The organism is Fictibacillus sp. S7, assembly GCF_004127935.1.
Classification (GTDB): Bacteria; Bacillota; Bacilli; order Bacillales; family Fictibacillaceae; genus Fictibacillus_C; species Fictibacillus_C enclensis.
Genome location: NZ_QJKL01000001.1, coordinates 4,490,677 through 4,516,195 on the forward strand (window position 1 = coordinate 4,490,677; position 25,519 = coordinate 4,516,195).

The window sequence follows — 25,519 nt, forward strand, 5'->3', positions numbered from 1 at the left end:
AGGAGAGATTGAAGAATCATGTCTAAAGGTATGTTGCCGGAGTATCGTCTCTCTGTCCCCATTAAAGGGGCCAAGTCAATAGAAAAGGGAAGATGGGCCAGCCAGCCGGTTAAAGGTACATTAAAAACCGAAAATCAATCTTATGAAACCACTGTAAAATATAGAGGAGCACACATCCGTAAGTTTCCCAAAAAATCATATGATTTTGTTTTTCCATCTTCCAGGATGTTTACAGGAGCTAAAAGGATTCATATGAATGCCGAGTACAATGATCCTTCCTTAATGAGGAATAAGCTGTCCCTTGACTTTTTTCGCGATATTGGCGTATTGTCCCCGGAAGCAAACCATGTCACATTGTACATCAATGGCTTTTATCAAGGTGTTTATCTTCAATTGGAGTCGGTCGATCAGCTTTTTTTGAAAAAAAGAGGGCTTCCTGATGGCAGTATCTATTATGCCATTTCAGAAAATGCCAATTTCTCAAAGTACAATCCTACAACCGGAAAAGCGAAACGGTCAGTCACATCAGGGTATGAAATTAAGTATGATCCTGAACATTCCTTTCATCACTTAAGAAAGCTGCTGAATTGCGTGCTGACTTCTACGGATAAAGAATTTCCATCAAAAATTGAACCTCTGCTGAATCTGGAAAGTTATTTTCGATGGCTGGGCGGTGCCGTCTGTACACAAAATTTTGATGGGTTTATTCACAACTATTCTCTTTACAAAAATGGGGAGACTGGACAGTTTGAAATCATGCCATGGGATTACGATGCCACATGGGGAAGGGATATTCACGGAGATGTGATGGAGAACAAGTATGTCCCGATCGAAGGGTACAATACGTTGACAGCACGTTTGCTGCTTCATGGAAATTATCGAAGACAATACAGACACGTGATGGAACAATTGCTTGAAGAAGCATTCACCATAGAATCCATGGAATGGAAAATTGAAAAGCTATATGCGTCCATACGGCCGCATATCATTAAAGATCCGTATAAGCACTACTCTCTGTCCAAATTCGATAAGGAGCCAGAATACATTCTTGCATTCATCAAGAAAAGAAATAAATATTTAAAGAAACGGCTTCATCGCCTCCAATAAAAAATCCTGCTGAACATGTTGTTCAGACAGGATTTTCTTATGCTGCATCATCTGCACTTGCTGCAAGTGTATTGACTTCTTCTGAGGGCTGTTCGTTTTCCTGTTCCATGTCTGGAAGGGAGTCTTCCTGAACAGGTGCGGAGTCAACCTCGGCTGGTTCTTGTTTATTGTGAATAAACCCGGCACAGTCCGAATCCTTTGATGCCTCTGAAAGAGTGGTGTCTTGTTGCTTTTCACTGACCGGAACTATCCTTTCTTCTTGAGGTTCTTTTGTCTGGACAGCTATATCTTTTGAATCACGAGAGGGCTCGACAGCTTCACTTTTTGCTGGTTGTTTTACGTTGCATTCCCCTGCCGTTTTAGGTTTATCCGTATTCTTACTTTCCTCACGGTCTTCAGGGCTTGCCTGTTTCGCTTCTTCTTTTGGAACCGAAACAGGAGCAAGAGAAGTTTTTTCTTCTTTATCATTTTCCTTAGGAGGTATAACAGCGTCAGATCCTTTTGATGCTTCATTGGCAGAGGCCGCTGCTGGTTTATCCGTTTTCTTTTCGGGTGCTTGTGTTGTTGACGGAGCACTTTGCTTTACTGGCTCAGCAGCAGGTTCCTTCACCACATCAGAAACCGGAAAAGAAACCGGCTGATTTTTCGTGCTTTTATTGCCAGATTCTGATTGTCCGGACTGCATTGGAGCAGGGAATTCGGCAGATGCTGGATTACTCATACTGCCTTCTGCTGCTTTCTTTACTGGAGCGGTTTGATCAGTTTCCGTTGGCTCACTGCTTTTCACGTCTTCGTGATCCTTCAGAATCAGGACGGGATCCGGATTAACCGTGGATGAGGTTTCTGTTAGGCTTATGTCATCCGAAGAAGGTTCGTTATGAACAAAAACAGAGACATGTTGATATTCTCCAAGAGGCGTTGAGGAAAGCAGGTCGCTGATCGGGCCAACCTTATCTGACAATTCCTGAATGCTTTTTTTCTTGATATCGCTCTGCGTAATGGGTATTCCTGCTTCTTTTGCCGCCATGAAGATAGCATATTTCGCAGGTGGAAGGCCGCTTTTTTTGGCCCGTTTTCTTTCTTTGTTGGAAATGATCAATGAAGTCATATCTATTTTGTTTTCCAACGCTTGTTGTTCCATTAAGGAATTAATTTTCTGCTCAATTTTCTGCTGTGTTTCTTTACTGACGTCCTTTGTCAGAGTCGTGGTAACAATGACTTCCTGATCGGGTTTGATAAACCCTTTGGCACGGCAGATCTTGAAAATGTCCTCGGTCACTTTCTCAAGAGGCTGCCCATGGTAATCTTCAAGAAGAGCAACCAGTTTTTTACCGTCCGAATTATAGGCAGTTATGTGCTGAACCCGCATGTCATCATCGATGGACAATTCAATGCTTGGGTTCATCTCTATGCCAACATAGGCGTAAACGCCTTGACCAGTGTTGGGTGCGAGCTGGAAAAATAATAAGAGGATGGCAAAGGTAAACACGGTTGCAGATTTCCAGTTAAATACTGGAAGGCTGAACATCGGTTTTCGTTTCGGTTCATTAGGCAGGAGAATATCACTTCCTACCGCATAAGGCTGTCCATTGTTTTTCACCTTTCGAAACACACCGCCCTCAGATAGAACGATGATGTGGTGCCGTTTGACTTCTACCACAATTCCTTTTGTCATCATAAGGGCCTCCTATTCCGGCAAATAGCCTTTAAGATATTCATAGTCTTCAATAATAATGAGAGCAACAGCGATAATATAAGGTGTGTATCGTCTAATGCTCTTGCTTGGAAACTTTTCTGAAAGCTGGGATGCAGGCAGACCTTTTTTTGTTAGAAAAAGAGATTTAAGTTCTGTATTGTTTGCTATGTATGAGGCTATGGTGTAGGCATCGAGTCTGCTTTTCTTCGATTGGGGAGTTAACTTTGGCATCTCGTAAATGTTAATGCCAAATTGCAAAAGTCTGCTTTTGTAATGTTCGATTTCCTTATCGGGTGAAATGGATTTAGTTTGCAGATGAGCTGCAGCAGAAGAACGGGAAGCAAGGTCAGGTGATGAATGGGTCTTAATATTCATTTTTCTCCGTTTAAGCCAGCTGATCATAACCGCCCTCCATTTCTCCTATACTATATTTAGAAAATAATAACTCTCAGATTATAGTATGGAAAGCTAAAAAAAAACAGGTACAATAGTCATACTTTGATGATTTGTGGGGAGGAAAAAAGTTTGGTAATGATTACAGTTTACTAGATTTTCCGACCGGAAGCTTCCAAAAGATAGGAAAGGACCAGGATGAGAACGGGACCTTCGTTCCATGGCTTTTTCAGTATATCGTTGCTACTCTTTAATAAAGGATTGAATTTTCTGAAAACGGAGGGAAGCAATGATGAAAAAATGGAAACAGCCGGGCGCGGTCATCGTCGGTCTGAGTATGATTTTGTCAGCAGGGACACCGGTTTTCGCTCAAGGCAAGCAAGAGCAAAGCAGTCCGATCAGCTACTTCAAACCGGGTGACTGGAATTATCCTGGCTCCTCATCCCCAGTTATTCACAAAGGCACACCAAGAAGTGCTGGGCTTTATCCGGATGCGTTAAACAGTATTGACACGACCATGAATAAAGCGATGGAAACGAAGATGTTTCCCGGCGGGGTGGTTTTGATCGCAAGAAAAGGATCCATCGCCAAGTGGGATGCTTATGGTTATGCTTCTCGTTATACGGACGATCAGTATACGGAGTTGGAGCATCCGGTTCCCATGAGGAAAGATACAATATTTGATTTAGCGTCTATCAGCAAAATTTTTACAACAACCGCTGCTATGAAGCTGTATGAGCAAGGGAAATTCCAACTTGATGACCCTGTATACAAATATATTCCTGAATTTAAGGAAAACGGAAAAGAAAAGGTGACCATCCGGCAGCTTCTCACACATACATCGGGTTTTGAGCCGTTTATCCCGGTCTACAAGATGGGAACAAACCGGGAAGATCGGCTGCATATTATTTTAACCTATCCGCTCAAAAATTCGCCCGGCACTACCTATACATACAGTGACTTGAACATGATTACTCTAGGGGTGCTGGTCGAGCGGCTTTCCGGTAAACGTCTGGATGAATATGTGAAAGAAGTGATAACTGGCCCGTTGAAGATGAGGGATACAATGTATAACCCTCCGGCCTATTTCAAGCCAAGAATTGCCGCAACAGAATATGAACCTTATATTAACAGGGGCATGGTATGGGGAGAAGTACATGATGAAAACGCATGGTCACTTGATGGAGTGGCTGGACATGCCGGCGTTTTTTCTTCGGCTCATGATCTTGCTGTCTTCGCCCACATGTTCCTGCAAAATGGAAAGTATGGCCACACAAGGATTTTAAAACCTTCAACCGTCAAATTACTGGAGGAGAATCAGCTTCCTCAATTCCCTTCCGACTCTCACGGGCTTGGCTGGGAATTGGACCAGGGCTGGTACATGGACGCACTGTCTGACGCGACCACACTTGGCCATACAGGATTTACCGGAACTACGATGGTCATCAGCCCCAAAAACCAGACGGTTGTTTTAACATTGACCAACCGTGTACATCCGACACGAACAATGCCATCAATTAATCCGGTTCGCCGCGATGTGGCACGTGCTGCGGCAGATGCTATTCCTGTTTCTCTGGCTAATCATGAAAAAGCCTGGTTTGCGGGATATGGTGATAAGGTTTCCCGGCCGTTGGTTTATGAATTAAATAAACCGGCCTCAACAGTAAGCTTTGAAACCTGGTTTGAGATCGAAAAAGGAAGCGACAATGGAACCGTTGAAGTATCTGCAGATGGTGTCAACTGGCAGAAAACAGCTTCTTCCTTTACAGGAAAAAGCAACGGCTGGAAGAAGCAAACCACCGCCTTGCCGGCTGGCACAAAGTTTATCCGTTTTCTATATACGACCGATGCCAGTGTTAACGGACGAGGCTGGTATGTAAAAGACGTGAAAGCAAAGGATGCATCGGGAAAAGAAATCGCAAAAAAGATCACCGACAGCCAGTGGACCAAACGAAATCATTAAAAAATGTGCGGCCGCCGCTTCTGTGGCGGTTTTTTTTATTTAAATTGTCCGTGCAAAACTGACACCTTTGACGTTTGCGTCATAGTAAAGGTATACTTTTAATAAGGGAGTGAGTCGGGTGAACTGGATTAAAATTGATGAAGCAGCAAAAATTACGGGAATTACCAAACGTGCTATCCGTTATTATGAAGAGATTGGTCTGATTCAGCCTCCGGAGAGAAGTGACGGGCAAGTGCGTTTGTATACCGATGAAGACATCAAACAATTAAAGAGAGTGGTTGATGCGAAGGAAGTACTCGGTTTTTCTTTGCAGGAATTGCAGCACTTCCTAAGCATTAAAGAACGGGTGCTCGAACATAAGGATCAATATGAGTCGACGAAAGATACAACCATTCAGCAGTCGGAATTGGAAGAGATTGCTGTAGGGCTAAAAGAGCAGGAGAAGATGCTTCAGCAGAAGATGGAGAAGATGAAATCCTTTCAGGGAGAGTTGAAGGATTTGATCCAAAAGGTCGACAGCTTGCTGAACCTTTAATGAAAAGAGGCAAAAAAACCACGCGTATCTGTCATGATCAGCGGGTTTTTGCCTCTTTTTTTATGATAAAAGTTCATGATTATGGTGATACTGGGAGTAACCCAGCTAAAAGAGAGGAATACGCATGGAAGTTTTTCCGGTCATACATACGAACTTTTGGGATGGAGTGCTTGCCGTGCCGCTGGTTCTCCTGCTGACACAAATCATCAAATGGATAACACCTGTTCCCAAGGCATTAATTCCCTCGGTTGCGCTTTTGCTCGGCCTTCTTCTTTCCATTTTGTACAGCCATCGACATCATTTGATCGCTGGTGTGTTTATGGGCTTTTTTTATGGATATGCAGCAATTGGAAGCTTCTCGGCATCAAAGAATTCATGGCATGCTTTTAAAGAGAAAGTTAGAAAAAAGGAACATTTTCGATAACTGCAGAGCTGGTTGTTGGGAAAAAGACAGAGGATGCGTTATGATTCACATAGTAAGACAACAGGGGGGCAACGATGAAAATTGCGGCAATTATCGGAAGTTCGAGAGCGGACGGAAACACACAGCAGTTAACCGAGCTGGCACTTAAAGGGGTAGACTATACACCGATTATTTTAAAAGAAAAACAGATCATACCCATCGATGACTTAAGACATGCAGCAGGCGGCTTTGAACCGGTCGCTGATGATTATGAGAATGTGATCGATACTGTACTCGAGCATGATATCCTGCTTTTTTCCACACCGGTATACTGGTACGGGATGTCCGGCCTTATGAAGAATTTTGTGGATCGGTGGTCCCAGAGTTTGCGTGATGACCGTTTTGCCTTTAAAAAAGAAATGAGCCAAAAGACGGCCTATGTGATTACATGCGGCGGTGATCAGCCGAGAATAAAAGCACTGCCTTTAATTCAGCAATTTCAATACATATGTGATTTTATGGGTGTTTCATTTGCTGAATACATCATTGGAACAGCCAACGCACCACATGATATTTTAAAAGATGAAAGAGCACTTGCTGAAGCGAAACGCTGGAATAAACTGTTTTTAAAATAAATTGAGACCATTTAAGCAAAGGTGAGGAATTATCCTTACTTTTGCTTATTTTTTGTAAAGATATGCATATTTCATTGCAGAACTGCTTAATATTACTTATAATCACTTAAGTAAAGGGGCGAATGAGGCATGTATCAGGATGAACGTATGGAAGCGATTCTACATTACTTAAAAGAGCACGAAAGGGTCGATATGGAAACCATCTGCAACATGAATAATGTCTCACGGGATACTGCCAGACGCGACCTGGTGAAACTGGAGGAAGAGGGGAAAATCGTACGTCTGCGCGGCGGGGCAAAATCACCTACTCTTTTTCACGATGTGTCCAACTATGATGAGCGGCTGCAGAAAGCTTCGGAGGAAAAGAAGCGCATCGGTAAATATGCGGCAGGCTTGATTCTGGATGGCGACCATCTGTTGTTGGATGCCTCTACCACCGTTCAATTTTTAGCAGAAAATATTCATACAAAAGACAACGTGGTTGTCACAAATTCGATAGATATAGCCGGGATTTTATCCAAAAAAGAAGATATTTTCATTCATTTGCTTGGAGGGCTGCTCAATAACAGTCACCGTTCGATCTATGGATCGAGAACCATACAGCATCTCGCAGATTTTAAAGTCAACAAGCTGTTTTTGGGAGCCTGCGGCATTTCTTCAGATGGCTTGACCATTCCTTTTGAAGAAGAAGGGTTTTTGCTGAAAGAAATGATCAGCCGCTCAGACCAGGTCATACTGCTTGCTGATTCATCAAAGTTCAATCGAACCTATTTTCAAAAAGTATGCGGGTGGAACAAGATCGACATCCTAGTAACAGATCAGGAAATGGAACCAAAGCTGAAAAAGCAGCTGGAACAGTTTGAAATCGAAATCATCGTACTATAAAAAGGAGGAAGTTATGAAATTAATTGCAATCGATTTGGATGGTACATTGTTGAACAAAAAAGGCTCAATCAGTCATGAAAATGCGCAGGCTATAAAAGAAGCTCAGATGATGGGGCATGTTGTTTCCATTTGTACAGGACGTGCGGTGGAAGACGTGCTGAATCTGCTTCAGGAAGCGGGAGTAGAATGTCCGGTCATCGGTGCAAATGGAGCCGTTCTTTATGCTGACGGAAAAGTGGTGGACCACCATCCGCTTCAAAAGGAACATGCTGCTTCCATTTTAACGAAGTTGGAGGAACTTCAGGTATTTTACCATCTTCATACCAATAAAGGGATCCATACACCTGACTTTGGTCAGGAGGGGATTCAGGTGGAAATCGATATGGCGAAATCCGCCAATCCGGAATTAAATGCAGAGGAATTGTGGGATGCGGCTCAAGGTTATTTAAAGCAATTCGGTCAGATTTCCATTGATTCATTTCGGTCCATCTGGACAGAAGACCTCACCGTCAATAAAATCCTGCCTTTCTCCTACTCCGAGAAGAAGCTGGAAGAAATCTACCGTTTTGCCAAACAGTTTGAGGATCTGTCTGTAACGAGTTCCGCTCAGCACAACCTTGAAATTAACGATGAAAAAGCAAACAAAGGCAATGGGATACTGGGTATGGCTGACCATTTTGGAATTCCGCAAGAGAACACAGTTGCCATTGGAGACAATATGAACGACTGGCCTATGATGAAGACTGCGGGTACGGCTATTGCCATGGGAAATGCGCTCCCTGAAATCAAGGAGATCTGTCATTTTACCACCCTTGAGAACGATGCACACGGTGTAGCTCACGCCATTCGGGAGTTTGTCCTTAAACAAGCATTGGTGTAAAAATAAAATGGCCTGCTGGCGTAACCTTTTTGGGCGTAACGGCAGACCTTTTTTGTTTATGAAGCTTCTGTTTTCGGGAACGTAAACCCTTCACCGAAGACATCCCTGACATCATGGACGACCACAAACGCTTTTTCATCCATTTTTTGAACGATCTTTTTAAGTTGAAACAATTCCTGTTTATTGATGACTACGTATAAAATTTCTTTTGATTCCTTCGTATAGCTGCCATGGGCAGAAAAAACAGTCACGCCCCGGTCCATATCATTGTTCACCTTTTGGGCAATTTGCTCAGCATGCTGAGAGATGATAGTGACCGCTTTTCGTGTATCGAAGCCCTCAATAATATAATCAAGAACTTTGGTTGAAATATAAATGGAAATCACTGTGTACATCGTATTTTGCGCTCCGATGACAAAGTAAGAGCTCATGACCACCAACAGGTCGATGCCAAGCATAGCCCCGCTGATACTCCACCCAAAATATTGGTTGGCCATCCGTGCCAGGATGGTTGATCCTCCGGTGGTTCCTCCAGAACGAAGCACCAATCCAAGCCCGATTCCGATAAAGATTCCGGCAAAAACGGTGCCTAGAATTGTATCCTTAACGGGTGAGCCCCACCCTTCGGTCAAATGAAGAAATACAGAAGTAAATACAATGCTAAAAACCGTATAGAGAGTTACCCGCTTATTGAGCAGACGATAGCCAATGATTAATAAAATCCCATTCATAATGAAGTTCGTATAACTGGGCGACCAGGAGAAAAGATAGTATAAAATCATGGAGACACCGGTGACCCCGCCTTCTCCAAGTTCATTTGGTATGGCAAAGCAGTTCACGCCGAGAGCGAAAAAAAAGGATCCAATAATAATGAGTGTGAACTCTTTTACAGCGCTGTTCATCGTAATACCCCCCTAAATAAAAAAATCAAGCAAAGAAACCAACCGCACAGGGTTGGCTGCATGTCTATGATAATGAAAATAAATGGCTTAAGAATCCAGAAATCAATATATCATGCCTTGAAGCGAGTTTCAAACCGAATTATGTAAAAAACCTGCATGGCCTCTTTTGGCATGCAGGCTAAATCCGGGTTTAGCAGCAAGGAGGTGCACCACAGGAGATGTTCTGGTGATGAACCTGACAAGTCTCGTATTGGGAAACAGGATATTCATGAACATGCTGGTATAATACGTGGTTCACATGCTGAATTTGTACAGGATGCACGTGGATAACCTCTTCCGTGTGATAATGCTGCTGAACACAACACTGGGTGGGATGAACAATGACATGCGGGCAGTGGCAGCCATAGCCATAATACATAATGCATTCTCTCCTTTTTCTCATCATTATTGACTGTTGCTTCACTTCTTAATTTATGATGAGTGCTAACAATCTGTAAGGGTACCTGTCTATAAAATAGGATTTAGGCTGGGAAAAAAGGAGATAATGAGAACAGGTGATAACATGAAGCTAAATAAAAAAAGCAAGAAGCTGTACAGTGATGCCATTGATCGCATGCAAGAGGGGCTTGAAGCCATGATTGATCTCTATAACGAAGCGGAGGATGACATCCCGCTGATCAACTTTGAAAAAGAGGTTCAGGAGGAAATCGAAAAAGCGAAAAGTAAATATGGAAGTGCCTTTATAGATGACAAAATCAATGCCATCGTAAAAGAGGTGCTGTCCTTTTTGCCGCCAGATCAGCAAGAGTAATGCAGAGAAACCAAAGATTGTAAACAAAATTCGTAATTTTTTCATAAAATTTCCTATTTTTTTACCTTTTTTTGCAAAAAATCCGTTATACTTAGAGCGTATAAACGTTTTGTAAAGATAAGGTGATGGTAAGGTGAAAGGTTACATAGGGGAAGCAAGAAAAAATGCAGGAAAAAGAGAAGCTGCGGTTTTGTTGGTTTTGGCCGTGATTGGTCTGGTTTTTATTTTTGGTTCATGGCATGCCAATAAGATTAAAGCAACCACTTCGGAGGAGAAGCATTATACCGAGAAAATTCATAAGGAGAAATACGTTCCGAAATTGAAGGGAGCTTCAAAAGAAACCCTTCAGCTGGGAAAAAAGGAGAAACAAAACAGCAAAGAAAAGATAGTAACTTCCAAAGTTTCTATTAAAAAAGCTCAGGAAAAACAAAAAAAGACCAAGGAAAAAGCCGTAGGTGCAGCAGCAGTACATAAAAAACAGGCCTGGCAAAACCAAGCGAAAACGGTGTATTTAACCTTTGATGATGGTCCTTCAAGGGTTTCAGACGGAATAATGGATGTGCTCAAGAAGTATCAAGTGAAAGCAACCTTCTTTATGCTTGAACCCAATATGCTGAAGTTTCAGGATCAAGTGAAACGGATGGACCGGGAAGGACATAGTCAGGGGCTGCATGGAGTCTCTCATGATGCCAAAAAGATTTATCGCTCGAAGGAAACCGTCGTACAGGAAATGGATCAGGCGAACCGGGCACTGCAAAAGATTACTGGCAAAAGAACCGTGCTGATCCGAACGCCATACGGAAGTGCTCCATACATGAAGCCGGATTACCAAAAGGCGGTCAAAGACAAAGGCTATGAGCTCTGGGACTGGACGATTGACAGCATGGACTGGTCCTATAGAAGCCCGCAATATGTGACAAATTCAATCCGTCAAATAAAAAAAATGGAGCACCAGACCGAGCCGATTGTCATTTTAATGCATGAACGGAAAGAAACGCTCGAAAGTCTGCCCCAGCTGCTGGATTATTTAAAGAAAAATGGATATACGATGAAAAGAATTGAAAGAACCATGAAGCCTGTCACCTTCCGGGTTTCCAAGGCAGCTTCCTAAAGGTTTACTCGTTAAAAAGCTCTTCCACCATGGAAGAGCTTTTTTGGCTAAATATCATAATTCATACTTTCCTGAGAATTTTTTTGTTCTTTTTGATCCCAGGCGATCAGGACGACATCTAATTCCTTTTCCATGGCATCCAATTTTGCTTTTTGTTCACTTGTTAAGTGAGCCAGGTCAAATGCTCTCATTTATGTATCCACCTCCAATTAGCTATACCAAAAGAATGCCCGCGTTTGATGGAAACTATCCTTTCAAAAAAAATCCCACTGCCTTTAGCGGGCAGTGGAATTTTTGTGTTGATTCAATTAATAATCAGAGTCCCAGTAATGGCCGTCATACATGTCGCTTTGTACACCCATTACATCGCCTCGCGGGCCAGGAGACCTCCAGTTGCAATCATTGTCATCCATCTCACCCATTGTATTGCCACGGCAGGCAAGACAATCCTGGATACATTGCCTTCGGCGACTGCCGAATTGTGAACGGCAAACGTTTTCACAGAAGCGTCGGCAGCTTGGCCGCCGGTTTGGACTTTCATTCATTGCTCCCATCACCGGGTATTCATTGGTGGGTCGTGAGCCGCCGCAGTTGCAATTTTGAGTGACTTGCGTTGGCCGTTGATTCATCGCTCCCATCACCGGATATTCATTGGTGGGTCGTGAGCCGCCGCAGTTGCAATTTTGAGTGACTTGCGTTGGCCGTTGATTCATCGCTCCCATCACCGGATTTTCATTGGAGGGTCGAGAACCGCCGCAATTACATTGAACAATCTGAACCTGACGACGATTGCGGTTTCGACGTCGATTCTGTGTCCCTTCCACCTGGCTGCTGGAAGTTCTGGAACTGCTTGATGATGATTCAATTTCAAACTCGAAACGGGCAGTGCTTGATGAAGAGCGGCGCCGGTTTCTGCTTGAGGAATCACTTCTTCTTCTTCTTCTTGACATATTATTTCACCCCTTTGAAATACTCTATTCACCTTCTTGTCTGATAGTTAGGGACAAGTATCCTGCTGGGAGAAAAAAAGGCTCAGGAAAGCTCTTTGATAGTGAATAGAATGATACCAGCCAACATATCATAGTAAAAAATTCAGACGTGGCAAGGGAAGGGGAATTCTGATGATTTGTTTGGGCGAGGTACTGGATCAAGCAATCTATCGTGAGCGGATTGCCATTATAGAGGACAAGCAGGAAATTATGAGAACCTTTGGCCTTGAAAAGGAAGATTGGCTTCAGCTTTGGAACATTGATAACCGGATATTAACGCTATGTTATCATTCATTGGATCCGGCTTTTGACCGGTTCATTGTTGTATATGATTATTCTTATTTTTGTGAAGATCAGGAAATGAAAGAAGCCATTATCTGGCACGAAATCGGCCATGCGGAATTTCCAGTAACAGAGGGGAATATTGATTTGTATTCTGAGAAAAAGTGTGATGAGCTCGCGTTTCATAAAGGGTACAAAGCAGGACTGGAGGCTTTTTTGAATTTAACATACAAGATGGCTGAAACATTAAACAACCAGCTTTTGATTAACATGACGGACGAGCGGTTAAAGGCTTTACGATTATTAATGAGTTAATAGAAAAACGGATGGATCCGATGCGGGTCCATCCGCTTTTTTGTTTAAGGAATAAGTAAAATCTTTCCGGTACTTTTTCTGCTTTCCAAAAAACGATGAGCTTCTGCTCCCTGTTCAAGTGGATAGGAGGTCATTTCGGGTACTTTTACCGCACCGGACAGAATCAGGTCAAAAAGCTCCTGGGACCGTGATACACGCTCCCAATGGGAGGTAATAACATTCCAAAGATCGCCTCCGGTTAATGTTTTCGATGTATCCATCAGCATGCGGGGATCTACCGGAGAAGGGTCACCGCCAGCCATTCCATAAAAAACAACAGTACCACCGGTTCTCACCGCTTCAAAGCTATCCATCAATGTGCTCCCGACAGAATCATAAATCACATCGACACCTTGGAGGCCTGATGAAGCTTGTTTTACTTTATTGACCCAATCTTCATTATAAAGGAAAACATGATCAGCACCTGCAGCGAGTGCGGCTTCCTTTTTTGACTCTGATGAGGCAAGCCCGATGACTTCTGCTCCGAGCGCTTTGGAAATCTGGATCAGAAGCTGGCCCACACCGCCTGCTGCCGCATGAAGGGCAAGAAGGGTTCCTTGCCCAACTGCATAACTGTCCCTTGTTAAAAACTGTGCAGTCAAGCCTTGCAAAAGGATGGAAGCAGCAGTTTCAAAGGATATTTTCTCTGGCAAGGGGATAAGATGATCCTCGGGCACGGCAACGTATTCGGCATTGGCATATGGAACATCCGCAAATGCGACACGGTCGCCTTCTTTCACATTCTGTACGGAAGAACCCACGCTTTTTACCACTCCAGCTCCTTCATAGCCTGCAATATAGGGAGGATTCCCCAGTAAGTGATAGTTTCCTTTTCTTCGGTAAATGTCGGCAAAATTAAGTCCAATAGCCTTCATTTCAACCAAAATTTCATTCGCATTCAGTTCCGGAGTTGGAACATCCTGATACTGAAGGACTTCAGGTCCTCCAAATGTATGGAAGGTCAGTGCTTTCATTTTTATGCTCCTTACTTCAAATGTCGTATCCTCATTCATTGTATACAAAATGAATGGATTTCACTAGAATGGTGATTAAATCAGAAAAAGGTTTAATGGTTTAATCGTTGTGGAAACGGTTTATATCTTGGATGGGAGGCATTTTATAATGCTAAAAAATATTGTAATTGCGACGGGTATGGTTTTTCTGCTTGCAGGATGTTCTTCAGGAGGCGACAGCGGAGGCGGAAAGGGCGGAGGCACGGTAGATTCCGCTGCGGCAGAAAAGTCTTTTAAGCAAAATTGTGCAAGCTGCCACGGAAACAACTTGGAAGGCGGAACAGGGCCTGCTTTAAAAGAGATTGGAAAAGAGCACAGTAAAGATGAAATTTTAAAGCAAATTAAAAATGGCGGAGGCGGCATGCCTGCCGGTTTGATTAATGGTGATGAAGCAGAGAATGTGGCTGTATGGCTGGCCAGTAAAAAATAAGTGGAAAAGAGGCACCTGTTTTATGAATAGGGCCTCTTTTTTGATGAGCGCTAAGTAAGTGAAGCCCCTTTGTTGAGGTGAGTCTTCTTTTGTTTGTCCTGGACAAGGACAGCAGAAAAGATGATGAGCAGGATTCCTGCACATTGCCAAAGTGTAAGCTTTTCGTGAAAAAGAAAAAAACCGGCCAGAGTCGCTACCACCGGCTCGACCGTTGCGACAATCGCTGCCTTGCTGGGCTCTACCTGGCGTAATCCAACCGTATATAAAATATAAGCAAGCACAGTGGGGACTATACCCAATCCAATGATATAAAGCCAGACTTCCGTGTCTTCAAAAAGGTGAGCAGAATGAGATAATCCGCTGATCGGAAAGAGAGCGCACCCGGCAAAAACAAACGTATACGTCGTGATGGTTAACGTTTTGTATTTGGCGGAGGCTGCCTTACCGAAAATGCTGTATAACGAGTAGCCGAATCCTGATCCCAGCCCCGTGAGCAATCCGGTCCACGTTATACCACCGTTAGAGGCTGGCAAATAGCCCACGACAAACACACACCCGAGAAATGTGACCAAAAGAGCGGCCACTTTCTTTTTTGTAATAAGATCACGGAAGAAGATCCTCGATAAAATCAGGACAAAGGCGGGCGCTGTATACAGCAGAACGGCCGCAACCGACAGAGATACTTCATTCATGGTTTTGAAATAACACCAATTGAAAAAGGCGATGCTGAGCAGCCCGGTACCGATAAAATAATAGCTGTCCCTGAAGTGTATTTTAAGAAGTGACCGGTTTAGAAAGAAAGTAAGGATCAAAAAGGAAACTGCAGCGCTCAAAGCGCGTAAAACAACAATTTGGATCGGAGTGAATCCCATAGAAGATAGTTCTTTGATAAAGATGCCGATCGTTCCCCACAAGGCTGCTCCCCCGGCAATCCAAAGATAAGGCCATTTCAAGCAAATACACCTCCATAGCGTTCAGACTCTCCTAGCGTATCTTACAATCAACAAGTTCTCAAACGCGGGGCCTTGTCTTCCAAATTTTGCTCGTTTCTCTCCTGTATAACGGGATGAGGGGCAAGGAAACATAAGGAAAAAAGGAGGGACCGAATGTTGAGAACTATTTTTGCACTACTATTCACGTTTTCCCTTGTACTCTCCGGTTGCGGAAATGTAAAAGGACAGCAGGAAGGAACAGCAGATGCCGGGAAAAATGGCAGCGAGCATCCGAGACTGCAGCAGGTAAAGTATAATGGCAGCAAACAGAAGGAAGTAACACCGTCTCAGACCAAACATAAGAAAACCAAAATTACGTCGATTGGGTTTTTAGAGCCGGTTGATCCCCAGGCGGCTGTAAAAGAAGTAAAGGATGTAGGCCGGCATTTATCGTATGTTGCTTTTTTTAGCTATCGTGTAAAACCGGATGGTACGTTGATCGGCATTAAAGATGATCAGGCGCTCGCAGCAGCCAGAAAACAGGGTGCAGTCCCGATGCTCGTTCTCACAAACTTTACGGAGGGGAACTTTTCTCCTGAGGTGGCACATACCATTTTTACGGATAAAACCGTATCCAATCGTCTGATCAATAATGTGATCAAGACCATGAAAGCAAAAGGCTACAAAGCATTAAATATTGATTTTGAACATATTCGTGCAAAAGACCGGGATCTTTATAATGGATTCCTTGAAACGATTTTACCAAAAGTGAAAAAAGAAGGATTCATTACATCTACTGCTCTTGCCCCCAAAACGAGCGATGAGCAATCGGGCCCGTGGCATGGCGCCCATGATTACAAACGGCATGGAGAGCTTGCTGATTTTGTTATTCTCATGACGTATGAGTGGGGATGGTCTGGCGGTCCTCCGATGGCTGTTTCACCTGTTCCTCAAGTGCGCAACGTCATCGACTATGCGGTATCTGTGATTCCGCGCAAAAAAATTGTAATGGGTGCGCCGTTGTACGGGTATGACTGGATTCTGCCCTATAAAAAAGGAAATCCTTTTGCCAAGCGCATTGCGCCACAGGAAGCAACCGAACTGGCGATTAAAGAAGGCGCTGAAATTAAATATGACAATAAATCACACTCTCCGTACTTCAACTACAGTGATGATCATGGCAAGAAACACGTTGTCTGGTTTGAGAATGAAGAAAGTGCACAAGCGAAATTCAATCAAGTCAAGTACTATAATCTTCGCGGCATCGCGTATTGGGTACTCGGCGAGCCGTTCCCGCAAAACTGGAGCATGCTTGAAGACCAGTTCAATGTAAGAAAAGCGAAATAACAAAAAGGAGACTTTTATGGCATGTGGCCATGAAGGTCTCTTTTTTATCCTGACATGCACCAAACGAGAAAAGTGTTAGAATATTTGTGAAGAATAAAAAAATGAGGAGGAAACAGCTTGCTGAACAACAGTCTGATACACCCCGAAGAAGCACGTAAAATGATCCGGAAAAATCAATGGAACGGTCCTACCGCGGGTATGTGCAACGGCTATACACAGGCGAACCTGGTTATCCTTCCCAAGGATCTTGCGTTCGAGTTTTTATTGTTCTGCCAGCGCAACCCCAAGTCTTGTCCGGTTTTGGATGTAACTGAGCCAGGCTGCTCAGTTCCTGCACTTGCTGCTCCTTCAGCAGATCTGCGAAGTGATCTGCCAAGCTACCGGATATACCGCAATGGCATCCTTACCGATGAAGTACAGGATATTCATTCATACTGGACGGATGATATGACGGGTTTTCTCATTGGCTGCAGCTTTTCATTTGAACAAGCTCTTATGCAAAATAAAATTCCTGTAAGGCATATCGAAGAGAACCGCAATGTCCCTATGTACAAAACATCAATAAGCTGTACAAAAGCCGGACGTTTTGAAGGTCCGATGGTTGTGAGCATGCGTCCCATTCCCGAAAAAGATGTGGTACGTGCCGTACAGGTGACCTCCAGATTTCCATCGGTGCACGGAGCGCCTGTACACATCGGTGATCCACGTTCAATTGGGATCGAGTCTATTGATACACCGGATTTTGGCGATGCAGTAACCATCAAAGAGGGAGAAGTACCTGTTTTTTGGGCTTGTGGCGTAACTCCTCAGGCAGTCGTAATGAACGTTAAGCCCAAACTCGTGATTACCCATTCACCCGGACATATGTTTATCACGGATTGGACGGATGAAGAGTTCGGGGTACTTTAGGGAAACGAACGAAAAAAGGGGTTGAAAGCGCCTTCCCAGAAGAGTATAGTATAAGCATTACGTTCCGAAACGTTTTGGAGGATTGAATGTGGCGACAATCAAAGATATTGCAAAACATGCCGGAGTCTCTGTTACCACAGTTTCAAGGGCATTAAACGGATACTCTGATGTGAATGAGAAAACAAGAGAAAAAATTAAAGCTGTGGCCCGGGAACTTCAGTACAGCCCGAATTTGCTGGCCCGAAGCCTGGTCATGAAAAAAACAAAAACGATTGGTTTGCTTGTTTCAGGGATGCGGATCGAAGGCAGCAAGGATAATTTTACGTATGAAGTGCTTTGCGGAATCAATGACTGTGCGGGAGAGAGGGGATATGATCTTATTCTCTTCAGCACCAATTCCGAGCAGCAGCAGCAAAAAACGTACAATCAGCTTTGTCAGGAGCGGAAAGTTGACGGTGTAATTCTGCAGGGGATTAAAACAGATGACCCTTATTTAAAAGAAGTTGTGGAAAGCGATATTCCCTGTGTTCTTGTCGATATTCCCATCGAAAGCGACAGTGTGGGTTATGTTACGACCAACAACAAACAAGGGGCAAAGATGGCGGTGGATCATCTCATCGAGCTTGGGCATCGGCAGATCGGCATGATCAATGGGCACGAGCAAGCCTTTGTCAGCAAACAGCGCCTTCAGGGATATCAGGAAGCACTGGGTCAAGCGAAGATCGACTATCAGGAGCAATACGTGGTTAATGGTTCTTTTTTGGAATCAGAGGCGGAAGTGCAAGCTGAAAAGCTGCTCCATGCACATCCGGAGATTACGGCTGTTTTTTGTGCAAGTGACCTCATGGCGCTCGGTGCGATGAAGGCAGCACGCCGTATGGGCAAAAGAATTCCTGACGATCTCTCCGTGGCCGGCTTTGATAACATCATGCTAGCATCCTATTCATCACCAACCCTGACAACCATTGCTCAGGACCGATACCAGATCGGCTTTGAATCAGCCATTTTGCTGATTGATATGCTAGAGGGAAAAGAAGGAACGCACAAAAAAGTGCTGAAAACCTCATTAGTCAAACGTGAATCAACCAAATTAAAACCGACAAGGTCGTTTTCAACGAAAACGACTTGATCGTTTTGATAAAACGATTGTTGGTTTTAATTTAAGAAAAACCGAAAACGTTTCGGATCTTGGAATATATATTTTTTTATCATCTTCCAAAACGTTTCGGAATTATGGGGAGGAAGAAAATTGGATTATCGAGTAATTAAGGAAAATGATTTGTTTTTATTAACGGATGATAAAGGAAACATTCCTTTGAACAATGATTACGGACTGGGACTATATACAAAGGATACACGGTTTTTAAGCAAGTTTGATTTAAAAATTAATAATGAAGACCCGATCCTGCTTTCTTCGTCCGCCGACGAAAATTACAGCGCCAACATATTGATGACGAATCCTCATATGGAAAAGGACGGAGAATTGATTCTCTGGAGGGAGTCAGTAGAGATTCAAAGAAAGCGCTTAATCTATGATGGCGTGTTGTATGAAACTGTTCAGGTGAAAAGCTTTTATCCTAAGCCAGTTGAGTTTGATATCAGCATGCAGCTGGATGTGGACTTTACGGATATGTTTATCGTCCGCGGTTTTCAATCCGGAGAAACCGGCAAACGAACGGGCATCGATCATACAGACAAGAGCTTGACTTACCATTACGAAGGAGCCGACGGAGTCAAACGGTCCACACGAGTAAGCTGGGACCGTGAGGCAATAAACACTTCAGATTCCGAGGTTGCTTTTCACTTTTCATTGGATCATGAGGAAATCCAATCAGTCACCTTTACGATTGCTCCAGAAGTGGATGGAGTATCCGGTGAAATTATGGCACCAGAACAAGCTCTTGAGAACCTTAAGGCCTCTTATGAAAACTGGGAAAAGAATACAGCCCGTGTTCAAACCGATTCCTCCCGCTTACAGCGCCTCGTTGACCGAGGAATCCTTGACCTCAGGGTGTTAATGACAGATATCGGGTACGGACAGTTTCCAGTGGCAGGCCTTCCCTGGTTCGGGGTTCCGTTTGGCAGAGACAGCCTGATTGCCGCGCTGCAGCTGCTTCCGTTTAATGCGGAGATTGCAAAAGGCACGCTACGGACTCTCGCTTCTCAACAAGGAACAAAAGTGGATCCTTGGCGCGATGAACAGCCAGGTAAAATCATGCATGAAATCCGTTATGGAGAGCTGGCAGGGACCGGGCAAATACCGTTCACTCCTTATTACGGAACGATTGATGCCACTCCGTTATTTTTAATGCTTTTAACCGAATACACCAAATGGACCGGTGATTTGAGTCTGGCAGAAGAGCTTCAGCAAACGATCGAAAATGCTCTCATATGGATCGACGAGTATGGTGACCGGGACGGCGACGGATTTGTGGAATATCATCAGGAATCCAGCAAGGGCATCGCCAACCAGGGCTGGAAGGACTCCGCAGATTCAGTTGTGCACAGAAACGGCGATTATGCCGATACCCCGATTGCGCTATCGGAAGTTCAAGGCTATGTGTATCAGGCCAAAACAGGGATTGCTGCGATCTATGAAAAACAGGGCAAGGCAGAGGAAGCGGTGAGACTGCTAAAGGAAGCAGAAGAGCTGAAATCCAAGTTTCACGAGCAATTTTGGATGGAGGATCAATCCTTCTATGCCATTGCGCTTGATAAAGAAAAAAAGAAAGTGGGAACGTTAACCTCCAATCCAGGTCATGTGTTGTTTTCCGGCATGCTGGAGGAAGAACAGGCGAAGCAGACGGTGTCCAAGCTCGTATCACCGGCTTTCTTTTCCGGTTATGGCATACGCACGATGGCAGAAGGAGAGGCCGGCTATAACCCAATGAGCTACCATGATGGCAGCATTTGGCCGCATGATAACAGCATGATTTTACTGGGCATGAGCAAGCTGAACCATCAGAAGCAGGCCAACCAGGTGATTAACGGCTTGATGGACGCAGCTCAGCATTTTGAATATGACCGGCTGCCGGAACTGTTTTGCGGTTATGGTGCCTCTGGCGGACCTGCGGTAAAGTATCCGGTCGCTTGTTCACCTCAGGCATGGGCTGCCGGTACACCGCTTGTCTTTATACAAACGGTTCTCGGATTGTTTCCAGATGCTTTGAACGAAGTGATTTCCGTATCTCCTGAGCTTCCGGAAGGAGTGAATGAACTGACCGTACAATCGATCAAGATTGGAAACGGCTACTTGTCTGTCAGCGTTCGCAAGGAAAATGGAAAGAGTTTCTTAACCGTAAATGAAAATACAACGGGCTATACGATCCATACCGATAAGTAAAATACGCATAGGAAGGGAGAGGTTTCTATGAAGTTGAAAAAATATGTTTCAGCAGCGGGGCTAACTGCCCTGCTGGCTACTTCTCTGCTTGCAGGATGCAGCCAGCCGGATGAATCAGAAAGCAGCAGCAAAACGGTCATTACACTGAGCGGCTGGGGAGGAAATCCGGTCGAGAAAAAACTTTTGGAGGAAGTGCTGGACGACTTTGAAAAATCCCACCCGAACATCGATGTAAAGTTTAATCAGATCAGTGATCAGTACATGGACGTTTTGAAAACCAGGCTGATTGGGGGAACAGCAGCCGATGTTTTTTACCTGGATGCGTTTGAAGCACCCGGCCTGATCGAAACAGGTGCAATTGAACCGCTGGACAAGTATGTAACCAAAGATTTTGATGTGAATGATTTTGAAAAGCCGATGTTAGATGCGTTTAAAGACAACGGTAAAATTTACGGCTTTCCAAAGGACTATTCCACGCTTGCCCTTTTCTACAACAAAAAAATGTTTCGGGAAGCGGGGATAGAAGGTCCGCCAAAAACATGGGAAGAGCTGGAGAAAGATGCGAAAAAACTCACCAAAGGCAACAAAGTCTATGGATTCGGTGTAATGCCTCAGATCGAGCGTTTGTATTACATGGCTGAGTCCCAGGGCGGCCAGGTCATCACAAATGACCGTGCGACTTTTGCAGAAGACCGTGTGGCGCGTGCACTGCAGCCGATATTGGATATGCATCTAAAAGATAAAACCGCAGCTCAAGCTTCAGAGGTTGGATCAGGTTCCGGGGGAGAAATGTTTGGCCAGGGAAGGGCTGCCATGGTGATGGAAGGAAACTGGAACATTCCGTTCATGGAAGATACGTTTCCTAAAATAGATTATGGAACCGCCGAGCTGCCAACGGTTAACGGCAAGAAGGGAACCATGTCCTTTACCGTCGGTTATGCCATGAATGCAGAATCCAAGCATAAGAAAGCGTCATGGGAACTAATCAAGTACCTGACCGGAAAAGAAGGCATGAAAACATGGACAAGCAAAGGCTTTGCCTTGCCTACGCGTAAGTCAGTAGCTGCAGAACTCGGCTTTGACAAGGATCCACTGCGTAGACCCCTTGTTAAAGGAGCCAAATATGCGACTGTTTGGCAGGACGGTCCGATGCTGCCGATCGTGATGAATAACTTCAACAACCAATTTTTAAGTGCCTATCTTGGAGAACGGCCGCTGAAGGATGCTTTGAAAGACGCGCAAAAACAGGCCAACAAAGAGATTAAGGTAGCGGAATAACAAAAAAGAGAGGTGAAGAAACATGGTAAAAAGCAGTTCTTCCAAAAAATTGAGAAGGGAAGCGGGGCAGGGGTACCTGTTCATGGCACCGGTCCTGATCATTCTTGGAATCTTTGTAATCACTCCCATCCTTTGTGCAATCTACCTTTCTTTTCATAAAGTAGAGTTGCTTGGCGGCACGAACCTGGAATTTAGGGGACTGGATAACTTTATGAAGATCACGTTTGATGACCGGGCGCATATTGCTCTAAAAAATACCTTCATTTACGTGGTGATTGTTGTGCCGCTCCAGACGCTGCTTGCGCTTGTATTGGCGGCGTCCCTGAATGCAGGCATGAAGGGTCAGAAGTTTTTCCGGATCGTTTATTTTTTGCCGACACTGACTTCATCAGCAGTGCTTACTTTGATTTTCATGTGGATGTACAATCAAAACGGTCTGATCAACCACATTTTGGACATGCTGCACCTGCCTACCTATAACTGGATTGGTGACCCGAGCGTTGCTTTATTGGCCATCATGATTATGAACATTTGGGCGACCGCACCGTTTTTTATGGTGATTTACTTGGCGGCCCTTCAGGATATTCCAGACAGCCACTATGAAGCTGCGGAACTCGATGGCGCAACCGGACTTCAGAAGTTCTGGCACATTACGGTTCCCAATTTGAGGCCGGTGACTTCCTTTGTGGTGATCATGGGTCTCATTGGAACCTTCCAGCTGTTTGATCAGTCCTATATCTTCTCAGGAGGATCGGGTGGACCGAACAACTCGACGTTGACGGTTGTTCTTCTGATCTATCAATATGCCTTTAAATCACTAGGCACCATGGGCTATGCGACAGCACTCGCGTTCATGCTTGCCATCATTATTTTGATCGCAACACTTCTGCAACGGAAATTTTCCAAGGAAGAATCACTATATTGAGGAGGGTACCATGAAAAAACGACCGATTGGAAAAACCATTCTGTATGTAATCTTGATTGTCTATGCGGTGATCACCCTTGTTCCGTTTTTATGGGCTCTTTCATCCTCTTTTAAATCTTTGGGAGAAATCGTAAGCGGAAGCATTAACTTTATACCAAAAAACTTTACCATCGATAACTATAAGGAGATCTTTACGAGGGAGCCTCTTTTTGGTCGCTGGTTGTTTAACAGCTTGTTTATTGCGGTGGTCGGCACCTTTTTGAATTTGATTTTCAATTCGATGGCCGGTTATGCTCTTGCCCGTCTCAGCTTTCCGGGCAAAAAAAGTATCTTTATTATCATTTTGGCGGTGCTGATGATTCCGTTTCAGGTAACGCTCATCCCTAACTTCTTGATTTTAAAAGCATTCGGATGGCTGAATACGTATCAAGGCATGATCATCCCCGGAGCGGTCAATGCCACCTTCATATTCATGATGCGCCAGTTCTTTATTAACTTTCCAAAAGAAGTAGAGGAAGCGGCAGCTATAGATGGACTGGGCAAATTCGGCACCTTTTTCCGGATTGTTCTTCCGCTTGCAAAGCCGGCATTAGCAGCACAAACCATCTTTGTCTTTATGGCCTTCTGGAATGATTTCATGCGGCCGCTGATCATCCTGTCTGATGAAAGCATGTTCACTCTTCCGTTAGGGCTAAATTCATTCAAAGGACAGTTTATCAGCTACTGGAATTACATTATGGCAGCTTCTATGGTCTTTACTCTGCCGATTTTGATACTGTATGCCTTCTTTAACCGCTATTTTGTGAAAGGCATTAAGTTTACAGGAGAGAAGTAGTCCGGCATTAGAAGGACAAAAATCGTCTTTCCAAAAACTAATCCACCGCCAACAATACGATTTCCATTATTACAGCAGGTCCTCTTGCCAAGCAGATATCCGATCGATATGGCATCGATAAGCGTAAATCAGCAAGTCTTCTTGATATCTTTTCGTGCGCTATTCAAGGCTTGATTCCCTACGGTGCCCAACTGCTGACGGCGGCCAAAATCGGCTCGATTTCACCAGTGAGCCTGCTCGCTTACTCTTTTTATCCGATTTTAATCGCCGTTTGCGGCGTGATTGCCATTTTGATCGGATATCCGAAGCTAAAAGAACGAAAAGAACATACGGAAAAGAAACACGCTTAAAGTCAAAACTGCCTTCCCATTGTTACATGCAAATGGAGGGCAGTTTTTTAAGGTAATTATTTTGAATAAGTTTACAATTGGAATATGTTCATTGAAAAAATTGCCATCATAACAGGCAATTTTTTTTTAGGTTTGCTACGGGAGAGGTATGATAGTAAAAAAAGAGTGTAGAGAAAGAAGGCATTATATGAAATTAAGCATTCTTGACCAGTCACCGGCATCAAGCGGGGGAACGGCCAAACAGGCATTGGAAAATTCACTGGCTCTGGCACAGGCCGGTGATCGGCTCTGCTATGAGCGATACTGGATTGCTGAACATCATGATTTTCCGGGGTTGTCGTGTCCTGCTCCTGAAGTGATGCTGGGGTATATCGGAGGTCAGACAGAATCCATCCGAATCGGATCTGGTGCTGTTTTGCTGCCTCATTACAAACCGTATAAAGTGGCGGAAACGTATAATCTGCTGGCCACGTTGTTTCCGGGCAGGATTGATGTAGGGATCGGACGTGCTCCGGGTGGCTCTGCCGAAGCGACCATGGCTTTATCGGATAACTATTTGGAACAGGTTCGCCGGATGCCGGAATCTGTTGAAGAGCTGCTTCATTTCTTCAAAAATGATTTTCCGAAAGACCATATGTTTTCAAAGATATCTCCTTCTCCAGTTCCGAAAATGGCGCCATTGCCCTGGATGCTGGGAACGAGTAAAAAGAGTGCTCTACTCGCGGCGAAGCATGGATTGCCTTATGTTTTCGGGCAGTTTATGAGCGATCAAGAAGGTTCGGAAATACTTCAACAGTACCGTTCGACATATAAAGCCGGTTCCTGGATGGCTGATCCGTACACGATCGTAACTGTATCTGTCTTTTGTGCAGAAACAGCGGACAGAGCAGAAGAACTGGCTCTTCCAAATCATATATGGAAGCTGCAGCTGCAAAAGGGAGAGGGAAGCAAAGGCGTTCCTTCATTGCAAGAAGCGAAAGACTATCCGTTGACCGAAGAGGAAAAGGAACTCCTTGCGCGGATGAAAAATAGAACCATTACGGGCAGTCCGGGAGAAGTGAAGCGACGTCTCGAGGAGCTGCAATCTCTTTATGGGGCAGATGAATTAATGATTGTAACTATTGCGCATGATAACCGTGACCGCATTCATTCCTACGAGCTTCTTTCAAATGTTTGCTTGGATCCATCATGAGCAAAAAATTTAGAAGCTT

28 protein-coding genes and 1 pseudogene are annotated in these 25,519 nt (G+C 44.2%); 20 read left to right on the top strand and 9 right to left on the bottom strand.

Annotated elements, in window-relative coordinates:
• Positions 1 to 18: 18 nt before the first annotated feature.
• Entirely contained in the window at positions 19 to 1,107 is a 1,089-nt protein-coding gene (locus DMO16_RS22815; RefSeq protein WP_061972303.1) for a CotH kinase family protein, read from the top strand.
• A 37-nt stretch (positions 1,108 to 1,144) separates the two neighbouring features.
• Here DMO16_RS22815 and DMO16_RS22820 read toward each other — a convergent pair whose 3' ends face one another.
• On the bottom strand, positions 1,145 to 2,782 hold the full coding sequence (locus DMO16_RS22820; RefSeq protein WP_206738161.1) for an anti-sigma-I factor RsgI family protein: 1,638 nt from the start codon (positions 2,780 to 2,782) through the stop codon (positions 1,145 to 1,147).
• 12 nt (positions 2,783 to 2,794) lie between these two features.
• Positions 2,795 to 3,205: a hypothetical protein gene (locus tag DMO16_RS22825; RefSeq protein WP_061972305.1), complete on the bottom strand. Its 411-nt coding sequence runs from the start codon at positions 3,203 to 3,205 to the stop codon at positions 2,795 to 2,797.
• A 280-nt stretch (positions 3,206 to 3,485) separates the two neighbouring features.
• Between DMO16_RS22825 and DMO16_RS22830 the strand changes: the two genes are divergently transcribed.
• The 6 genes from DMO16_RS22830 (at position 3,486) to DMO16_RS22855 (ending at position 8,497) form a co-directional block, all read left to right on the top strand.
• A complete protein-coding gene (locus DMO16_RS22830; RefSeq protein WP_425590049.1) occupies positions 3,486 to 5,159 on the top strand; it encodes a serine hydrolase in 1,674 nt (557 codons plus the stop codon).
• Positions 5,160 to 5,277: 118 nt separating this feature from the next.
• Positions 5,278 to 5,694, top strand: a complete 417-nt coding sequence (locus DMO16_RS22835) for a MerR family transcriptional regulator (protein WP_129480146.1) — start codon at positions 5,278 to 5,280, stop codon at positions 5,692 to 5,694.
• 124 nt (positions 5,695 to 5,818) lie between these two features.
• Positions 5,819 to 6,118 (top strand): hypothetical protein, encoded by a 300-nt coding sequence (locus DMO16_RS22840; RefSeq protein ID WP_061972307.1) that lies wholly within the window; start codon positions 5,819 to 5,821, stop codon positions 6,116 to 6,118.
• A gap of 74 nt (positions 6,119 to 6,192) precedes the next feature.
• Complete coding sequence (locus DMO16_RS22845; protein WP_129480147.1) at positions 6,193 to 6,732, top strand: flavodoxin family protein; 540 nt, start codon at positions 6,193 to 6,195, stop codon at positions 6,730 to 6,732.
• Positions 6,733 to 6,861: 129 nt separating this feature from the next.
• Entirely contained in the window at positions 6,862 to 7,617 is a 756-nt protein-coding gene (locus DMO16_RS22850; protein ID WP_061972309.1) for a DeoR/GlpR family DNA-binding transcription regulator, read from the top strand.
• A gap of 13 nt (positions 7,618 to 7,630) precedes the next feature.
• Positions 7,631 to 8,497, top strand: coding sequence for a Cof-type HAD-IIB family hydrolase (locus DMO16_RS22855; protein ID WP_061972310.1), 867 nt, complete (start codon positions 7,631 to 7,633; stop codon positions 8,495 to 8,497).
• 56 nt (positions 8,498 to 8,553) lie between these two features.
• Here DMO16_RS22855 and DMO16_RS22860 read toward each other — a convergent pair whose 3' ends face one another.
• Both DMO16_RS22860 and DMO16_RS22865 read right to left on the bottom strand, forming a co-directional pair.
• Positions 8,554 to 9,399: a YitT family protein gene (locus DMO16_RS22860; protein WP_129480148.1), complete on the bottom strand. Its 846-nt coding sequence runs from the start codon at positions 9,397 to 9,399 to the stop codon at positions 8,554 to 8,556.
• A 190-nt stretch (positions 9,400 to 9,589) separates the two neighbouring features.
• Positions 9,590 to 9,817 (bottom strand): CotD family spore coat protein, encoded by a 228-nt coding sequence (locus tag DMO16_RS22865; protein WP_074440555.1) that lies wholly within the window; start codon positions 9,815 to 9,817, stop codon positions 9,590 to 9,592.
• A 144-nt stretch (positions 9,818 to 9,961) separates the two neighbouring features.
• On the opposite strand from DMO16_RS22865, the gene DMO16_RS22870 reads away from it, so the two are divergent.
• Positions 9,962 to 10,210, top strand: coding sequence for an atypical membrane-integrating protein (Mistic protein) (locus DMO16_RS22870; RefSeq protein WP_061972979.1), 249 nt, complete (start codon positions 9,962 to 9,964; stop codon positions 10,208 to 10,210).
• Between the two features lie 133 nt (positions 10,211 to 10,343).
• The gene (locus tag DMO16_RS22875; protein WP_129480149.1) at positions 10,344 to 11,321 is read left to right on the top strand and encodes a polysaccharide deacetylase family protein; all 978 of its coding nucleotides are present in this window, start codon (positions 10,344 to 10,346) and stop codon (positions 11,319 to 11,321) included.
• Positions 11,322 to 11,368: 47 nt separating this feature from the next.
• Here the strand turns inward: DMO16_RS22875 and DMO16_RS24485 are convergent, their stop codons facing one another.
• From DMO16_RS24485 to DMO16_RS22885, 3 genes are all read right to left on the bottom strand, one after another.
• Positions 11,369 to 11,512 (bottom strand): hypothetical protein, encoded by a 144-nt coding sequence (locus DMO16_RS24485; RefSeq protein WP_156412579.1) that lies wholly within the window; start codon positions 11,510 to 11,512, stop codon positions 11,369 to 11,371.
• Positions 11,513 to 11,682: 170 nt separating this feature from the next.
• Complete coding sequence (locus DMO16_RS22880) at positions 11,683 to 11,862, bottom strand: hypothetical protein (RefSeq protein ID WP_061972313.1); 180 nt, start codon at positions 11,860 to 11,862, stop codon at positions 11,683 to 11,685.
• Between the two features lie 180 nt (positions 11,863 to 12,042).
• Entirely contained in the window at positions 12,043 to 12,249 is a 207-nt protein-coding gene (locus DMO16_RS22885) for a hypothetical protein (RefSeq protein WP_061972314.1), read from the bottom strand.
• A gap of 193 nt (positions 12,250 to 12,442) precedes the next feature.
• On the opposite strand from DMO16_RS22885, the gene DMO16_RS22890 reads away from it, so the two are divergent.
• The gene (locus DMO16_RS22890) at positions 12,443 to 12,907 is read left to right on the top strand and encodes a hypothetical protein (RefSeq protein ID WP_061972315.1); all 465 of its coding nucleotides are present in this window, start codon (positions 12,443 to 12,445) and stop codon (positions 12,905 to 12,907) included.
• A 44-nt stretch (positions 12,908 to 12,951) separates the two neighbouring features.
• Here the strand turns inward: DMO16_RS22890 and DMO16_RS22895 are convergent, their stop codons facing one another.
• Positions 12,952 to 13,920 (bottom strand): quinone oxidoreductase family protein, encoded by a 969-nt coding sequence (locus DMO16_RS22895; RefSeq protein WP_129480150.1) that lies wholly within the window; start codon positions 13,918 to 13,920, stop codon positions 12,952 to 12,954.
• A gap of 148 nt (positions 13,921 to 14,068) precedes the next feature.
• On the opposite strand from DMO16_RS22895, the gene DMO16_RS22900 reads away from it, so the two are divergent.
• Complete coding sequence (locus tag DMO16_RS22900; protein WP_129480151.1) at positions 14,069 to 14,389, top strand: c-type cytochrome; 321 nt, start codon at positions 14,069 to 14,071, stop codon at positions 14,387 to 14,389.
• Positions 14,390 to 14,439: 50 nt separating this feature from the next.
• Here the strand turns inward: DMO16_RS22900 and DMO16_RS22905 are convergent, their stop codons facing one another.
• Positions 14,440 to 15,342 carry a DMT family transporter gene (locus DMO16_RS22905; protein WP_347232855.1) on the bottom strand — a complete coding sequence of 301 codons (903 nt, stop codon included), beginning with the start codon at positions 15,340 to 15,342 and terminating at the stop codon, positions 14,440 to 14,442.
• A 153-nt stretch (positions 15,343 to 15,495) separates the two neighbouring features.
• On the opposite strand from DMO16_RS22905, the gene DMO16_RS22910 reads away from it, so the two are divergent.
• From DMO16_RS22910 to DMO16_RS22950, 9 genes and pseudogenes are all read left to right on the top strand, one after another.
• A complete protein-coding gene (locus tag DMO16_RS22910) occupies positions 15,496 to 16,668 on the top strand; it encodes a glycosyl hydrolase family 18 protein (RefSeq protein WP_129480152.1) in 1,173 nt (390 codons plus the stop codon).
• 120 nt (positions 16,669 to 16,788) lie between these two features.
• A complete protein-coding gene (locus DMO16_RS22915; protein WP_176716398.1) occupies positions 16,789 to 17,577 on the top strand; it encodes a putative hydro-lyase in 789 nt (262 codons plus the stop codon).
• An 88-nt stretch (positions 17,578 to 17,665) separates the two neighbouring features.
• Entirely contained in the window at positions 17,666 to 18,706 is a 1,041-nt protein-coding gene (locus tag DMO16_RS22920; protein WP_129480153.1) for a LacI family DNA-binding transcriptional regulator, read from the top strand.
• 120 nt (positions 18,707 to 18,826) lie between these two features.
• Complete coding sequence (locus DMO16_RS22925; protein ID WP_129480154.1) at positions 18,827 to 20,920, top strand: amylo-alpha-1,6-glucosidase; 2,094 nt, start codon at positions 18,827 to 18,829, stop codon at positions 20,918 to 20,920.
• Between the two features lie 27 nt (positions 20,921 to 20,947).
• Positions 20,948 to 22,198 (top strand): ABC transporter substrate-binding protein, encoded by a 1,251-nt coding sequence (locus DMO16_RS22930; protein WP_129480155.1) that lies wholly within the window; start codon positions 20,948 to 20,950, stop codon positions 22,196 to 22,198.
• Between the two features lie 22 nt (positions 22,199 to 22,220).
• Positions 22,221 to 23,123, top strand: a complete 903-nt coding sequence (locus tag DMO16_RS22935) for a carbohydrate ABC transporter permease (protein ID WP_129480156.1) — start codon at positions 22,221 to 22,223, stop codon at positions 23,121 to 23,123.
• A gap of 10 nt (positions 23,124 to 23,133) precedes the next feature.
• Entirely contained in the window at positions 23,134 to 23,958 is an 825-nt protein-coding gene (locus DMO16_RS22940; protein ID WP_061972325.1) for a carbohydrate ABC transporter permease, read from the top strand.
• Positions 23,959 to 24,002: 44 nt separating this feature from the next.
• Positions 24,003 to 24,308 (top strand): annotated as a pseudogene (locus DMO16_RS22945) (Na+/H+ antiporter NhaC family protein); the annotation flags it as partial.
• A gap of 187 nt (positions 24,309 to 24,495) precedes the next feature.
• On the top strand, positions 24,496 to 25,500 hold the full coding sequence (locus tag DMO16_RS22950; RefSeq protein ID WP_129480157.1) for an LLM class flavin-dependent oxidoreductase: 1,005 nt from the start codon (positions 24,496 to 24,498) through the stop codon (positions 25,498 to 25,500).
• The last annotated feature ends 19 nt before the right edge of the window (positions 25,501 to 25,519 follow it).

Bases quoted from the DNA above. Each gene is read 5' to 3' on its own strand.
- DMO16_RS22815 (WP_061972303.1), top strand. From the start codon at position 19: ATGTCTAAAGGTATGTTGCCGGAGTATCGTCTCTCTGTCCCCATTAAA.
- DMO16_RS22820 (WP_206738161.1), bottom strand. From the start codon at position 2,782: ATGACAAAAGGAATTGTGGTAGAAGTCAAACGGCACCACATCATCGTT.
- DMO16_RS22825 (WP_061972305.1), bottom strand. From the start codon at position 3,205: ATGATCAGCTGGCTTAAACGGAGAAAAATGAATATTAAGACCCATTCA.
- DMO16_RS22830 (WP_425590049.1), top strand. From the start codon at position 3,486: ATGATGAAAAAATGGAAACAGCCGGGCGCGGTCATCGTCGGTCTGAGT.
- DMO16_RS22840 (WP_061972307.1), top strand. From the start codon at position 5,819: ATGGAAGTTTTTCCGGTCATACATACGAACTTTTGGGATGGAGTGCTT.
- DMO16_RS22845 (WP_129480147.1), top strand. From the start codon at position 6,193: ATGAAAATTGCGGCAATTATCGGAAGTTCGAGAGCGGACGGAAACACA.
- DMO16_RS22850 (WP_061972309.1), top strand. From the start codon at position 6,862: ATGTATCAGGATGAACGTATGGAAGCGATTCTACATTACTTAAAAGAG.
- DMO16_RS22855 (WP_061972310.1), top strand. From the start codon at position 7,631: ATGAAATTAATTGCAATCGATTTGGATGGTACATTGTTGAACAAAAAA.
- DMO16_RS22860 (WP_129480148.1), bottom strand. From the start codon at position 9,399: ATGAACAGCGCTGTAAAAGAGTTCACACTCATTATTATTGGATCCTTT.
- DMO16_RS22865 (WP_074440555.1), bottom strand. From the start codon at position 9,817: ATGTATTATGGCTATGGCTGCCACTGCCCGCATGTCATTGTTCATCCC.
- DMO16_RS22870 (WP_061972979.1), top strand. From the start codon at position 9,962: ATGAAGCTAAATAAAAAAAGCAAGAAGCTGTACAGTGATGCCATTGAT.
- DMO16_RS24485 (WP_156412579.1), bottom strand. From the start codon at position 11,512: ATGAGAGCATTTGACCTGGCTCACTTAACAAGTGAACAAAAAGCAAAA.
- DMO16_RS22880 (WP_061972313.1), bottom strand. From the start codon at position 11,862: ATGAAAGTCCAAACCGGCGGCCAAGCTGCCGACGCTTCTGTGAAAACG.
- DMO16_RS22890 (WP_061972315.1), top strand. From the start codon at position 12,443: ATGATTTGTTTGGGCGAGGTACTGGATCAAGCAATCTATCGTGAGCGG.
- DMO16_RS22895 (WP_129480150.1), bottom strand. From the start codon at position 13,920: ATGAAAGCACTGACCTTCCATACATTTGGAGGACCTGAAGTCCTTCAG.
- DMO16_RS22900 (WP_129480151.1), top strand. From the start codon at position 14,069: ATGCTAAAAAATATTGTAATTGCGACGGGTATGGTTTTTCTGCTTGCA.
- DMO16_RS22910 (WP_129480152.1), top strand. From the start codon at position 15,496: ATGTTGAGAACTATTTTTGCACTACTATTCACGTTTTCCCTTGTACTC.
- DMO16_RS22930 (WP_129480155.1), top strand. From the start codon at position 20,948: ATGAAGTTGAAAAAATATGTTTCAGCAGCGGGGCTAACTGCCCTGCTG.
- DMO16_RS22935 (WP_129480156.1), top strand. From the start codon at position 22,221: ATGGTAAAAAGCAGTTCTTCCAAAAAATTGAGAAGGGAAGCGGGGCAG.
- DMO16_RS22940 (WP_061972325.1), top strand. From the start codon at position 23,134: ATGAAAAAACGACCGATTGGAAAAACCATTCTGTATGTAATCTTGATT.
- DMO16_RS22950 (WP_129480157.1), top strand. From the start codon at position 24,496: ATGAAATTAAGCATTCTTGACCAGTCACCGGCATCAAGCGGGGGAACG.